General features: G+C 68.9%; 12 protein-coding genes. 3 read left to right on the forward strand and 9 right to left on the reverse strand.

Translation table 11 applies throughout. The features are described 5' to 3' along the window. Window positions 1-72: 72 nt before the first annotated feature. From ACESMY_RS12220 to ACESMY_RS12245, 6 genes are all read right to left on the reverse strand, one after another. On the reverse strand, window positions 73-1500 hold the full coding sequence (locus tag ACESMY_RS12220; protein ID WP_372784861.1) for an MFS transporter: 1428 nt from the start codon (window positions 1498-1500) through the stop codon (window positions 73-75). Window positions 1501-1662: 162 nt separating this feature from the next. Beyond that, window positions 1663-2568 carry an SDR family NAD(P)-dependent oxidoreductase gene (locus ACESMY_RS12225; protein WP_372784862.1) on the reverse strand — a complete coding sequence of 302 codons (906 nt, stop codon included), beginning with the start codon at window positions 2566-2568 and terminating at the stop codon, window positions 1663-1665. Window positions 2569-2678: 110 nt separating this feature from the next. After that, the gene (locus ACESMY_RS12230) at window positions 2679-4373 is read right to left on the reverse strand and encodes a hypothetical protein (protein WP_372784863.1); all 1695 of its coding nucleotides are present in this window, start codon (window positions 4371-4373) and stop codon (window positions 2679-2681) included. Between the two features lie 19 nt (window positions 4374-4392). Beyond that, window positions 4393-5367, reverse strand: a complete 975-nt coding sequence (locus ACESMY_RS12235; RefSeq protein WP_372784864.1) for an HlyD family secretion protein — start codon at window positions 5365-5367, stop codon at window positions 4393-4395. A gap of 11 nt (window positions 5368-5378) precedes the next feature. Further along, window positions 5379-6146, reverse strand: a complete 768-nt coding sequence (locus ACESMY_RS12240; protein ID WP_372784865.1) for an ABC transporter ATP-binding protein — start codon at window positions 6144-6146, stop codon at window positions 5379-5381. Then, window positions 6143-7285 carry an ABC transporter permease gene (locus ACESMY_RS12245; RefSeq protein WP_372784866.1) on the reverse strand — a complete coding sequence of 381 codons (1143 nt, stop codon included), beginning with the start codon at window positions 7283-7285 and terminating at the stop codon, window positions 6143-6145. The genes ACESMY_RS12240 and ACESMY_RS12245 overlap by 4 nt, the downstream gene beginning before the upstream one ends. A 294-nt stretch (window positions 7286-7579) precedes the next feature. On the opposite strand from ACESMY_RS12245, the gene ACESMY_RS12250 reads away from it, so the two are divergent. The 3 genes from ACESMY_RS12250 to ACESMY_RS12260 are packed head-to-tail and all read left to right on the forward strand — an operon-like array spanning window position 7580 to window position 10394. Continuing rightward, complete coding sequence (locus ACESMY_RS12250; protein ID WP_372784867.1) at window positions 7580-8950, forward strand: NupC/NupG family nucleoside CNT transporter; 1371 nt, start codon at window positions 7580-7582, stop codon at window positions 8948-8950. Continuing rightward, window positions 8947-9582, forward strand: coding sequence for a glutathione S-transferase family protein (locus ACESMY_RS12255; RefSeq protein ID WP_372784868.1), 636 nt, complete (start codon window positions 8947-8949; stop codon window positions 9580-9582). Before ACESMY_RS12250 ends, ACESMY_RS12255 begins: the two co-directional genes overlap by 4 nt. Beyond that, window positions 9579-10394 carry a hypothetical protein gene (locus ACESMY_RS12260; protein WP_372784869.1) on the forward strand — a complete coding sequence of 272 codons (816 nt, stop codon included), beginning with the start codon at window positions 9579-9581 and terminating at the stop codon, window positions 10392-10394. The genes ACESMY_RS12255 and ACESMY_RS12260 overlap by 4 nt, the downstream gene beginning before the upstream one ends. Window positions 10395-10400: 6 nt before the next feature. Here the strand turns inward: ACESMY_RS12260 and ACESMY_RS12265 are convergent, their stop codons facing one another. From ACESMY_RS12265 to ACESMY_RS12275, 3 genes are all read right to left on the reverse strand, one after another. Next, entirely contained in the window at window positions 10401-10655 is a 255-nt protein-coding gene (locus ACESMY_RS12265; protein ID WP_372784870.1) for a GlsB/YeaQ/YmgE family stress response membrane protein, read from the reverse strand. 101 nt (window positions 10656-10756) lie between these two features. Then, the gene (locus ACESMY_RS12270) at window positions 10757-11641 is read right to left on the reverse strand and encodes an MBL fold metallo-hydrolase (protein ID WP_372784871.1); all 885 of its coding nucleotides are present in this window, start codon (window positions 11639-11641) and stop codon (window positions 10757-10759) included. Continuing rightward, the gene (locus ACESMY_RS12275) at window positions 11638-12645 is read right to left on the reverse strand and encodes an MsnO8 family LLM class oxidoreductase (RefSeq protein WP_372784872.1); all 1008 of its coding nucleotides are present in this window, start codon (window positions 12643-12645) and stop codon (window positions 11638-11640) included. Before ACESMY_RS12275 ends, ACESMY_RS12270 begins: the two co-directional genes overlap by 4 nt. Window positions 12646-12666: the final 21 nt, after the last annotated feature.

Raw genomic sequence — 12666 nt, forward strand, 5'->3', positions numbered from 1 at the left:
ACCCTCTGATGGGGTGCTTAATCCAGGCAGGAGAGCTTGCAGATCGCGGCCGCGCAAGGGCTTTCCGCCGCGTCAATGGTCCGGCCGCGCGGTCACCGCCTCCACCGCCCCGCCCGCGGTCGCCTGGGTGATCGGCGATTCCGCATAGACGGCGTCGCGCTCGTCGAGCTGGCGGCGGATGCTGGCGTGTTTGTCGGCGGAGAGCTTGTAGCCGAAGAAACTGGCCCCCCCGAGCATCACGAAGACGATCGGCCCGATGACGAAGACCAGCTCCAGCCCGTGGATCTGCGGGGCGCCGTTGAGGGCATGCGGCTTGGCGTCGAAACCCACGACCTGCAGCAGCCAGAAGCTGACAAAGATGGAGAGGGCTCCGGCCGCCTTGGTCGTGGCGCTGGTGACCGCATAGAGCAGCGCCATGAGGTCGCGTCCGCCTTCGAGCCGCAGCTCGTCCCCGACGTCGGCGGTGATCGCCCGAACCATGACCACGAAGCCGGTGGCGAGCGCGCCCAGGAGGAACATCGGCGGCGCGTAGAGCATCGCCTGCCCCCTCGGCAGGAGAGGGATGATGATCAGCATGAGGGCATAGAGCGTCGTCGAGACGATCAGCGCGCGGTGCTTGCTGATCCGGTTCGCGAGCCAGGCCGTCGCCGGGCCGCCCACCAGTCCGGCCAGGATGTAGAGGGTGAGCAGCAGGCTCGCGGCGGAGAGGCTGAGCTCCCGCGACTGGCGATAGTAGTAGAAGTAGAGCGCGGCCATCCAGCCGGGCCCCATGGTGACGCAGAAGTCGGCGGCCACGATGCGCAGGACGTTGCCGCGCGACAGGAGCCGCGCGTAGTCGGCCATGCGGAAGCGTGGGCCCGCCTCCGCGGCGACGGCCCGCTCGCGGGTGCGGCTGACCGCGATGAGCACCGCGACCGGCGACAGCACGAGCAGGAACCAGCCGACCGCGCGCATGCCCTCCAGCTCGGTGTGGTGCGTCTTCTCGAAGACCACAGGAATCAAGAGGCAGGCCACGGTGCCGAGCACGCCCATGGCCAGCATGGCGCCGAAGATGCGCGAGCGTTCCTTGTAGCTGGTGGCCAGCGTCGAGGCCCAGGCGTTGCCGGCCACCAGCAGGATCGACATTCCCAGGTAGACGACCAGCAGCCACACGACGAGGTAGGCCTCGCTGATCCCCTCGTGGGCCTGGTAGAGCATGTAGAGCGCCAGCATCAGGATCGGCGCGCCGGCGATCATCCACGGCCGGTAGCGGCCGATGGGCGTATTGGTGCGGTCGATGAACAGGCCGAGCGCCGGGTCCACCGGGATATCGATGAGCCGGACTACGCCGAAGGCCGCGCCGGCGGCCAGGCCCAGGCCGAGCTGGCTGGCGAAGAACGGCGGCAGCTGCACGGCGACCGAGAGCTGCAGCGCGGCGAAGGGCATGTAGGCGCAGGCGAAGGCCAGCACCGCGGGAAGCGACAGACGGCCGGACGGCGCCGCGGCTGGGGCCTTGGACACGAGCATCTCCCTGGGACTGCCGAGCCTCTGATGGGGCCGCACGTCGTCAGGTTAGCCGCACCTCTTCGATCGGGTGCAAGTGGATTCGGTGTAATGCAGGTACGCCAAGCCGACCGGCGGACCGGCGCGCCGGCCGCCTGGAGCTTGGCCTTGGAGGCGCGATCAGCCGCCTTGCATCTTGCGGAAAACCTTGCCGGTTTGTTCGCCGCCGGCGTTGTAGGGCTGCTGCCCCGCGGGATCGACGATCTTGGCCCAGTTGTCGCGGACCTCTTCGACCGAAAGGCCGGCCTCGCCCAGATAGACGCCCTCGGTCTCGACGATGTGGGCGAGCGCGAAGGCGCCGGCGCCGGCGGTCAGGATGCAGCCGGTCGGGGCCTCCTCGGAGCAGAGGTAGACGACGCCCGGGGTGACATACTCAGGCTTCAGGTGCTCCAGGATCGCCGGCGGCATCAGGTTCTCGGTCATCCGCGTGGCGGCCACCGGCGCGATCGCGTTGACGTGGATGTTGTTCTTCTGGCCCTCGAGCTTCAGCGTGTTCATGAGGCCGATGATGCCGAGCTTGGCCGCGCCATAGTTCGACTGGCCGAAGTTGCCGTAGAGCCCGGACGAGGAGGTCGTGCAGACGATCCGCCCGTAGTTCTGCTCGCGCATGATCTCCCAGACCGCCTTGGCGGGCTTCACGGTGCCCATCAGGTGGACGCCGAGGACGAACTCGAAGTCGGCGATCTCCATCTTGGAGAAGGTCTTGTCGCGCAGCACCCCGGCGTTGGCGATCAGGATGTCGATGCGGCCCCAGGCGTCCATGGCGTGCTTGACCATCAGGGCGACGCCCGCGTCATCGGTGACGGACGAGCCGTTGGCGATGGCCTCGCCGCCGAGCGCCTTGATCTCCTCGACCACCGCGTGGGCGGCTTCCGAGCCGCCGCCGGAGCCATCGACGGACCCGCCCAGGTCGTTGACCACCACGCGCGCGCCGCGGCGGGCGAGCTCCAGGGCGTGCTGGCGGCCGAGGCCGCCGCCCGAGCCGGTGACGATGGCCACTTTGCCGTCGAAACGGATGTCCGCCATGAGGAACCCCTTGAAGCTGGCTGCGGTGCGATTTCGGCGGGCGTTGTGCGGTGCGACAGCCGAGGCGTCAAGGCGGACGCAGCGGCAGCGCGGCTTGGATCAGCCGGGTCTCAGGGCTTGCAGCCGGGGACCACTTCGAGCTGCTGGGTCGGCAGCCGCGTCTTGCCGGCGGGGAAGAAGCGCACAAGGCGCTCCGGACCGTCAGGCGGCTGGACCTTCAGCAAGACGGCGACGGCGGAATTGCCGGAATCGCCTGCGAGGAATTCAACGATCTTCATGCCGTTGCGTAGGCCGGCCGCGTAGGCCGGGGTGTCGTCGCGCAGGCCGGTCACGACATTGCCGGCCTTGCGGGTCGCCGCGCCATCCCAGCCGCGATCGAAGGGCGCCATCTCCACCGCATTCACGCGGAAACAGGTTCCGAACACGTCCGCCGGCAGGTCCAGCGGCTCGCCGGCGACGATGTGGCGGGCGAGGAGGTCCGAGATGTCGACGCCCACAACGTTGCGATAGGCGACCGGCAGCAGGTCGTCCACATGACGGGGCTCGCCCGGCGTGGCCGCCAGCCGGCGCATGTCGCGAAGCACCGCGTCCAGCGACGTCCCACGCGTCCGCGCCTGCCGATCGAGCACCGCAGCCAGGATCGCGCCGCGCTGGTAGGGCAGCTTCTCCACCGCCTGCGACTTCCAGAAGTCGGTGACGATCAGGCTGTTGGGCTTCTCGCGCACCGGCGAGGCGGCATAGGCGCGCAGCATGTCGTTCCATTGGCGGGCGAACGCCTCGGGCCCGAACAGCTTCGCCCGAAGCATCAGCGTCCAGGCGTAGTAGTCGGTGAAGCCCTCGGACAGCCAATAGGCCGCCGGCTCCGCATCGCCCTCCGCCGTTTCGCCGATCGCCTTGGGATTCCAGGTGTGAAAATATTCGTGCGCCAGCAGCCATCGCAGATCGTCGAGCTTGGTGGTGGTGGTGTCGACCCACAGGGCGAAGGCGTCGGCGCGGCCCGTACCGCCCAAGGATATCCGCCCGGGCGCGCCCAGGGTCGGCGACATGGTCACCAGGAATGGCGAGGCCTTTTCCTTCCAGAAGCCGCGCTCGGCCTTGAGGACCTGAAAGACCTGCTGGGCAAAGGTGGCGTCATCGAAGGCATAGCGCCCGATGATCGCCACGCGGACGCGCGCGCCGTCGGTCCGCTGCTCGAAGACCCGCAAGTCTCGACCGCCGGCCACGATGCTTTCGACGACGTCCTCGACCGTGCCGGCCCGTTCGGCCTTCTTTCCGGGACGCGCCAGATGCTCAAGGTCGGAGGCGAAGCCGAAGTCCTTGGGCGCGCCGGTCCATTCGAAAGTGGCGGGCGACCTCTTCTGGTCCTCCGGCAGCGCGAGCAGCGTCTCGCCGACCGAATAGAACCAGGTCGGGCGCACCACGGGTTTCGACTGTTTGCTGTCGTCGTCGGTGGGGTCGTGGTCGTAGGCCGAGACGACGCGATAGGTCGCCACGATCGGCGTGCCCGGCGGGGCGCGGACGACCCAGGCGCCTATCCCGTCAGGCGTCGCCTCGCCGCCTGCGATCTTCACGTCGCGAGCCCGCGTGGAGAGTTCCTTGTCGCCGGCCCAGTCGTCGGCCCAAGCCAGACGGGTGCGGCCGGAGGGGCCTTCGCGGAAGCGGATCTCGACCTTGAGCGCGGTCAGGGCCCCGCTTGCGTCGAGTTCCGGCGACAGGCGGTAGGCGACCGGATCGACGGGCGCCGCGGCGGCGGCCGTCGAGGCGAGCGACAGCAGTGCGGCGGCCGTCAGCGTACCCAGAATCATGCCGCCTCGCCCTATCGCGTCAGCCGGCGGCGGGCGTGTTCGCCGCCGCCTGCTGCTGGGTGCGCATGAATTTCACCAGCACCCGCTGGCCGATCAGGAACGGCGCGCCGTCGGTGGCCACCACCACCTCGACCACGCGTTCGTCGGTGCGCTCGGTGGGGTCGTCGGACTGCAGCTTGCGGGCGCCGAAGACCGCGGCGCGGCGCAGCACCCGGCCGGGGATCACCTTGGTGGGATCGGCCTCGGGCGAGAGCTGCACGGTCTGGCCGATGACCACGAAGGGCAGCGAGCTTTCCGAGATCTCGGCGCGGACGATGCGGTTGGCCTTGGGCTCCAGGTCGAACATGTTTGAGACGTTGAGCGTCGAGGCGCCGGCGCCGGGATTGGCGTAGCGGCGCACGATGCGGCCGTCGGCCGGCGCGCGGATGATGGTCAGTTCCTGGTTGTAGCGGGCCTGGTTGTACTTGGCCTTCGAGGCGCCGATGGCGGCCTTCTGGGCTTCGATGCCGGCCTGGGCCTGGCGCACCGCGTCCCTGGCCTGGTCGACCTTCTGGGCGGCGACGAAGTTGGTGGCGACGAGGCCCTGCAGGCGCGCCAGCTCCCGGTTGGCGGTGGAGAGCTGGACCTCCAGCAACGGGATCTGTGCCTGGGCCTGGCGCATGTCGGCCGCGGCGCTCTCGGCTTGCAGCTTGGGCTCGTCGTCCTCCAGGCGCGCGAGCACTTGGCCCTTGACGACGTTGTCGCCTTCCTGGGCCAGAACCTCACGCACGATGCCGGAGGTGCGGGCGGCGACCTGGATCACCCCGCCTTCCACGTCGGCCTTGCCGTTGGCGATGGCCACATAGGGGCTCTTGGGCGCGTTGGCGGCCGCGACCTTGGCCGCCGCAGCCTTCTTGGCATTGGCCTGGCTGGACATGAACAGACCGCCGGCGCCGAGAACCGCGACCACGACGATCACGACCCAGACGATGCGGTTGCGGAGGAAGGCGAACATGATTTTGGTCCTTAGGTCCCGGCGAAAGCGGGATGGTGGTGGGCGTGGTCGAGAGGGACGTTGCCGCCAACCGCGCGGCGATCATCGACGATGCGGCCGTCGTCGATGTGGATGATGCGGTCCGCGTAGCTTTCCAGGCGCACGTCATGGGTCACGCAGACGACGGCCGCGCCAAACGACTTGGCGGCGCGCTGCAGGAGCTTGATCACCACCTGGCCGTTCTCGCCGTCGAGCGCGCTGGTGGGTTCGTCGGCGAACAGCAGCTGCGGGTCCTTGGCGATAGCCCGGGCGATCGCCACGCGCTGCTTCTCGCCGCCGGACATTTCGGAAGGCCGCGAATTCATCCGCATTTCGAGGCCCACTTCCGTGAGCGCGGTCGCAGCTTTTTCACGCGCCTGAGAGCGGGAGTAGCCCTTGTATTTCAGGATGATCTCGACCTGCTGCAGGGCGGTTAGCGCCGGGAACAGGTTGAACCCCTGGAAGATGAAGCCGCAGTGGTCGAGGCGGAAGCGGTCGATCTTGCCGGGCTTGTAGCTCCACAGGTCCTCGCCCATGGCGCTGACCGATCCGGCGTCGGGCTTCAGCAGGCCGGAGAGCGCGGCCACCAGCGTCGACTTGCCCGAGCCCGACGGCCCCATGACCATGGTCACCTCGCCGTGCAGGGCTTCGAAGTCCACCGACTTCAGGACCTCGATGTGGGTGCGCCCGGTCTTGAAGCGCTTCACGAGACCCTTCGCTACCAAAGCAGGGGGGGCCACCAGGGCAGGTTGAGAACTCATCGCAGGAGGTCCGCAGGTTGGCTTTTCTTCAGGACACCCAGGGAGAACAGCCCCGAGAGGATGGAGATGACGGTCAGGAGGACGGCGACGGTAATCACCCACGGCATGGGGAAGCCCATCGGCATGCCGAACTTCAGCGCCAGCAGGTAGACGCCGAGTGTGAACAACGCCGTGGCGATCAGGCCCGCGACGCCGACCCAGACGGACAGCTCCAGCACGATCATGCTGAGCGAGCCCATGGAGACGCCGAGTGCGCGTAGGCTGGCGAACTCCTTGATGCTGGCGAGGATCGCGCCGCGCAGGGTCTGGGAGGTGATGCCGACGCCGATCAGCAGGCCGAGGAACAGCGAGAAGCCCAGGAAGATACCGATGATCTGCTGGCCCATCAGGGCCTTTTCGTTCGCCGCGGCGAGGTCCGGCTTGCTCCAGGCCTTGTAGGCCCCGTTGGCGGCGGCGTTCAGCTGGTCGCGCACCGCGAGCGCCTGGGCCGGGTCGCGCACCCGCACCATCAGGGGGCCGGTCTTGCCGTTCTTCGGGCCCATGCCCAGAAGGCGCATCGTGTCGCGAGACATGAAAACGGTGGGCTGGTCCACGTTGGGATAGTTTTCGAGCAGGCCGCGGACGTGCACGGTCTTGCCGTTCAGGCTGGCGGCCGCGCCCAGATGGGTGCCCAGCCGCGCCTGGGCGCTCTTGTCCAGAATGACGGCGTAGGGTTCGAGCAGCGCAAGCCGGATCGACTCCGGATAGTCGATCGGCAAGGTCACCGACCCCGGCCTGGGGTCGACGTCGAAGGTATTGACGTAGGTGGTGACCGCCTTCTTGCCCGGCTCCGGTGTATTGACCCAGCGCGCGCCGTCGCCGTCCAGGCTCTCCACCTCGGTGACTTGCGGGTTGAGATAGATCAGCGGCTGGATGCGTTCGGGCAGGCCACTGGGGCCGGAGTTGATCAGGCTGTCGTTCTTGGGGGCCAGGATCATCAGGTCGGCGCGAGACCGGTCGATGGAGGCGGTTATGCCCTTCACGATGCCGGTGAACATGCCGACCTGCGCCAGGATCAGCAGGCCGGAGAACGCCAGCGCCACCATGGCGGCGCTGTAGCGTTTCCATTCGTAGAGCAGTGTGGCCAGAGCCAGCGACATCGCGACGTCCCCTTGTCGAGCGCGAGATGTGCCGCCGTTGGGTCAGGGGCCAGTTAAATCCCGGTAAGGCGGGACCCGCCGGACGGCCTGACGGGCCGCGTGATGCGCTCTAATACGAAGAGGCTCTCAGGCGCTCCCTCAGATGCGGCGGCCCCGATTAAACCTTTGTAATCCAGTCGCCGCCGGCTATTCGCGCGCCCCGGCGAAGCGCCGCCCGCTTGCGAAAGCCGCGCGTCTGATCCTCTATCGCCGGGGGGGCCGCCGGAGACTCGCGGCCGATTGAGGTCGCTTGGCATGTTCCGTCTCGAGAATGCGCAGAGCCTGGTGGGCATTCTGCTGGCCATCGGCATCTGCTGGGCTGTGTCTGAGAACCGCCGCCGGTTCCCCTGGAAGCTGGCGATCGGAGCGGTGCTGGTGCAGGCGGTCCTGGTGCTGGCGCTGTTCGGCCTGCCCGCACTGCGCAGCGGCCTGCAGGGCGTCGGCCACGCGGTGGACGGCCTCTCGGCCTCGACCCAGGCCGGCGTCGCCTTCGTGTTCGGCTTTCTGGCCGGGACCCCGAACCAGCCCTATGCGCTCACCGACCCCGGCTCCCTCTTTGTCTTCGCCTTCCGGGTGCTGCCGGTGATCCTGGTAGTCTGCGCGCTAGCCGCGCTCCTCTGGCACTGGCGGATCCTGCGCTGGATCACCCAGGGCTTCGGGGTGGTGTTCGAAAAGACCATGGGCCTGCGCGGCCCCCCGGCGCTCGCCACCGCCGCCACCGTCTTCATGGGCCAGGTGGAAGGCCCGATCTTCATCCGCTCCTACCTGCCGACCCTGTCGCGCTCGGAGCTCTTCATGCTGATCGCGGTCGGCATGAGCTGCGTCTCCGGCTCGACCATGGTGGCCTATGCGACGATCCTGAAGGACGTGCTGCCGAACGCGGCCAGCCACGTGCTCACCGCCTCGATCATCTCCGCGCCCGCCGGTGTGCTCCTGGCCCGCATCCTGGTGCCGCGGATGCCGGAGACCGAGGTCTCGGTCCCGCTCAATCCGGCGGAGGACAAGGTTTACGAAAGCTCGGTCGACGCGCTGATCAAGGGCACCACCGACGGGCTCTCGATCGTGCTCAACGTGGCCGCCACCCTGATCGTATTCGTGGCGCTGGTTGCGATGGTCAACGGCATCCTCGGCATGCTGGGCGACGTCCACGGCGCGCCGATCTCGGTTGAGCGCATCCTCGGCGTCATCTTCGCGCCGCTGGCCTGGGCGCTGGGGATCCGCTGGGCCGACGCGCCGACCGCGGGCTCGCTGCTCGGCGTGAAGCTGGTGCTGACCGAGTTCACCGCCTTCATCCGCATGGGGGCGATCCCCACCGGCGTCATCGACGAGCGGACGCGGGTGATCATGACCTATGCGCTCTGCGGCTTCGCCAACATCGCCTCGGTGGGCATCAACGTGGCCGGCTATTCCGTGCTGGTGCCGGAGCGGCGGGCGGAGATCATGGGCATGGTCTGGAAGGCGATGATGGCCGGCTTCCTGGCCACCTGCCTGACCGCCTCGGTGGTGGGCGCCATGCCGAGCGAACTCTTCGGGCATGAGCCGCCGCCGCCCGCCCCGGCGCGTGCGCCCGTCCTGAAACCCACCCTCGCGCCCAATCCGACGCCCGCGCCTCCGGTGACGCCATGAAGCTCTACGACACCCCGCTCGCCCCCAACCCGCGCCGGGTGCGCTGGTTCATGGCCGAAAAGGCCATCGACGATATAGAGGTCGTGACGCTCAACCTCATGCAGGGCGAGCACAAGACGCCGGAATACCTGGGCAAGGCCGGTCTCGCCAACGTGCCGATGCTGGAGCTGGACGACGGGACCTGCATCACCGAGTCGGTCGCCATCTGCCGCTACCTGGAAAGCCGCTACCCCGACCCCAACCTGTTCGGCCGCACGCCGCAGGAGACGGCGGTGATCGAGATGTGGATGCGCCGCGGGGAGATGCTGGTCTCGCTGCCGTTCATGAACATGGTCCGGCATAGCCATCCGGCGATGGCGGCGCTGGAGACCCAGAGCCCCGAGGTGGCGGAGCGCGGCCGTTCCAGCGGCATCGGCGGCCTGAAGGTGCTCGATCGGCGTTTGGCCGATCACGAGTGGCTGGCGGCCGACCGGATCACCATCGCCGACATCGTGACCTTCTCCGGCCTCGACTTCAGCCGGATGGTCAAGTTCCAGGCGCCGGAGGAGCTGACTCACGTGACGCGCTGGGTCGCCGCCATGCGCGAACGGCCGGCCGCCAAGGCCGGAATGCCGCAAAGGCCGCCGGCATGATCGCCCGCCGCAACCTCCTCGTCGCCGCCCTGGTGCTGACGGCCGGCCCGGCGCTCGCACTCGATCCCGGAACGGCCTCCGGCCACTATGCCCGCGACGGCGTGAAGCTGACCTTCAGCCACGCCATCGCGCTCAGCCAGGACAACACCGAGGGCTTGCTCGACAACGGGCCGCAGGTCCGGGTCGTGCTCTCCGACGTCGAGGTCCCGGTCGCGGCGCTCTACGGCGCGGTCTTCCCGCCGGTGAACGGCATGGCGCGCAAGGACGCCGTCCACGGCGTGATGCTGGAGTTCAGCCCCAAGGACCCCAAGGCCATGCATGTCACCGTGCTGTCCAGGCCGCAGGAGCTGGGGGCTTCGCTGACCAATATCTCGCTCTCGAACTCGCAGGGGGTCTTCAAGAAGATCGTGGTCACCGCCACGCGGGTCACCGGCGAATATGACGACGGCGGAGAGGGCGGCGACATGAAGTTCAGCTTCAGCGCCCCGGTGTTCACCGATCCGGTCCAGGCCGACCTGCGCGGCCCCGACGCCCAGAAGAGCCCGCAGGTGCAGGCGCTGATCGCGCGGGCCGAGGCCATCGGGCGCGGCGACCTGCCGGCGGCCCTGGCGCTCTCGTCCCAGGGCTCGGATCTGCGCGGCGTGCCGGCCGGCGAACTGAAGCAGTTCAAGGCCGCCGTGCCCGAGATGCTCAAGGGGATCCGGGCCATCAAGCGCGTGGTCGTGCGTCGCGAGACCGCGGTGGCGCTCATGGGCGACGGCGGCTTTTCGAGCCTGGTGCTGGAGGGCGGGGCCTGGAAGGTCGCCGACTGAGCCGCGTCAGGCGCGGCGCACCGCCCGCAGAATGACCAGCAGCAGGACGGCGCCCACGGCCGCGGTGAGGATCGAGGAAATCCAGCCGCTGCCGACGTGGACGTGCAGCACGCCGGCCAGCCAACCGCCGATGAAGGCGCCGATGATGCCGACGACGATGTCGCCCAGCAGGCCGAAGCCGCCGCCCTTGACGAAGGTCCCGGCCAGCCAGCCGGCGATGGCGCCGATGACGAGCCAGGCGATCAGGCTGTGAGGTTCCATGGCTGTTTCATCCCTATGGTTCGGCACGTGCCGAAGCCGGCGGTCGCGCCGCCTTGGCTTCAATAAGCTTGGCCGATGGAAAGGGTTCCGCCGGGCGCCCGTTAGCGCTTCGGCCTGGGCGTCAGCGGGAAGACGATGAAGTCGTTGTGGACGTCCTTGACGGCGGTCTCGCCCATCGCGTGGACCGCCGCCTGCAGTTCCAGCAGGTCGGCATAGGGCAGTTCGAGCGCGCGTTCGTTCGGGTGCGCGGGCGCTGCCTCAGGGAAGTCCTTACCGGGGGCGGCGGTCATCTCGACGTGGGCGCCCAGGACATGGCTGACGCGGCGGTCCCTCGTGAAGGCGACCGCCCGGTCGATGCTGTCGCGGAAGGCCGCGAACTGGTCGGCCGACACATAGAGCCGTCCCGGATAGAGGGTGTCGCCGGAGAGCAGCAGCCGGTCCTTCTCGTCGAAGATCATGATGTGCGACGGGTGGTGGCCGGGCGTCGGGATGACGTCGAGCACGCGACCGCCCAGGTCGAACTTGACGATGTCGTGCGGCCAGTCGGCGATCTTGAAGAAGGCGGCGACCTCGGGTGCGGTCCAGCCGACGATGGCGGTGTCCGGCCGGTCCTTGAACTCCGCGTCGCCCATCCGGTGGTCGCCGTGGCTGTGGGAGTGGGCGACGACCAGCGGGATCGAGGCGCGATGGTGCGCTTTCAGCCAGTCGGAAATGACCCTGTCGATGGTCGGGCGGACCTGCAGCCCGCCGGCCCCGGTGTCGAGCAGCAGCACCCGGTCCTTGCCGAACAGCAGATAGAGGAAGGGCGCCTCGAAGTTGGTCTTCACCGACTGGCGGATGACATAGGTGTCGGCGTCGTAGCGCTGAACCTGCATCTGCGGCTCGCCGGCCTGGATCCCATCGATCCAGGGTTGGAAAAGCGGCTTGGCCGAGGCGGCGGCGGGCAGGGCCAGCAGGGTGGCGGCGATCAGGGTCGCGAGCTTCATGCGGCGCTCCGGTGGGCCTCGGCGATCAGTTCCAATGAGCGGATTCGGGCCTTAAGCGAGGGCCCTGTCGCCATGACGAAGACCTCGTCGGCGTCGGCATCACGGACTTTGTCGGCCAACCGGGCGTGAACGGCGCCGGCTTCGGCCGCGATGGTGCGGGCCTCGACCATCTGACGCACAGGCGTACCGGCGTGTTCGGCCAGGAACGCGTCCGCGCTCGCCAGGTCCGTGAACCGTCGCCGGCGGCCCGACAGCATGGAGACATTGGCGGCGCGCCGCAGGGCGTCCTCGCGCCAGGCGGCCTCGGCGGTCTCCGCGGCGTAGGCGATCAGCGCGATCCCCGCCCAGGGCTCGCTGCGGAACTGCGATGGCTGGAAGGCCTTGCGGTAGGCCGCGACGGCCGGGCCGCCATCGGTGCGGGCGATGAACTCTGCGAACACCATGCCGACGCCCATCTGGCCGGCGAAGGTCGCGCTCTCCTCCGAGGTGCAGAGCACGAAGACGTCGGGATGCGAGGGGCCGGCGGGATTGGCGTGGATGTCGTGCAGCGGGTGCCCCTCGCCGATCGGGGCCTTGCCCGAGGCGTCCAGCAGCCAGGTGGTCAGGAGGTGGAAATACTGCGGGAAAGCGTCCGACCCCACCGAGCGCAGGGCGCCGCCGGTGCGCGCGTCCGTGCCGAGCGCGCGGCCGAGCCCGAGGTCGATGCGGCCGGGGGCCAGGGCCTCCAGCTCCATGAACACCTCGGCCACCTTCAGCGGCGAGTAGTTGACCAGCATCACCCCGCCGGAGCCCAGCCGGATGGTGCTTGTCGCCTGGGTGAGCGCGGCGATCAGGATCTCCGGCGCGGGCGAGCCCAGGCCCTGAATGTTGTGGTGCTCGGCCAGCCACAGGCGGTGATAGCCAAGCCGCTCGGCGGCCTTGGCGATCTCGACCGTCTCGCGGACCGCCTGGGCCTGGGTGGCGTCACCGGTGACGGGCGAGAGGTCGAGCGCGGAGAGGATCATGGGCGCACATCTGGGCGCGCG

Origin of the sequence: Phenylobacterium sp. (genome assembly GCF_041691455.1) — a bacterium.
GTDB lineage: Bacteria > Pseudomonadota > Alphaproteobacteria > Caulobacterales > Caulobacteraceae > Phenylobacterium.

Excerpts from the sequence above, each read along its gene's own strand:
- ACESMY_RS12230 (WP_372784863.1), bottom strand. The coding sequence starts at position 4,373 with ATGATTCTGGGTACGCTGACGGCCGCCGCACTGCTGTCGCTCGCCTCG.
- ACESMY_RS12260 (WP_372784869.1), top strand. The coding sequence starts at position 9,579 with ATGATCGCCCGCCGCAACCTCCTCGTCGCCGCCCTGGTGCTGACGGCC.
- ACESMY_RS12235 (WP_372784864.1), bottom strand. The coding sequence starts at position 5,367 with ATGTTCGCCTTCCTCCGCAACCGCATCGTCTGGGTCGTGATCGTCGTG.
- ACESMY_RS12250 (WP_372784867.1), top strand. The coding sequence starts at position 7,580 with ATGTTCCGTCTCGAGAATGCGCAGAGCCTGGTGGGCATTCTGCTGGCC.
- ACESMY_RS12255 (WP_372784868.1), top strand. The coding sequence starts at position 8,947 with ATGAAGCTCTACGACACCCCGCTCGCCCCCAACCCGCGCCGGGTGCGC.
- ACESMY_RS12245 (WP_372784866.1), bottom strand. The coding sequence starts at position 7,285 with ATGTCGCTGGCTCTGGCCACACTGCTCTACGAATGGAAACGCTACAGC.
- ACESMY_RS12270 (WP_372784871.1), bottom strand. The coding sequence starts at position 11,641 with ATGAAGCTCGCGACCCTGATCGCCGCCACCCTGCTGGCCCTGCCCGCC.
- ACESMY_RS12240 (WP_372784865.1), bottom strand. The coding sequence starts at position 6,146 with ATGAGTTCTCAACCTGCCCTGGTGGCCCCCCCTGCTTTGGTAGCGAAG.
- ACESMY_RS12225 (WP_372784862.1), bottom strand. The coding sequence starts at position 2,568 with ATGGCGGACATCCGTTTCGACGGCAAAGTGGCCATCGTCACCGGCTCG.
- ACESMY_RS12275 (WP_372784872.1), bottom strand. The coding sequence starts at position 12,645 with ATGATCCTCTCCGCGCTCGACCTCTCGCCCGTCACCGGTGACGCCACC.
- ACESMY_RS12265 (WP_372784870.1), bottom strand. The coding sequence starts at position 10,655 with ATGGAACCTCACAGCCTGATCGCCTGGCTCGTCATCGGCGCCATCGCC.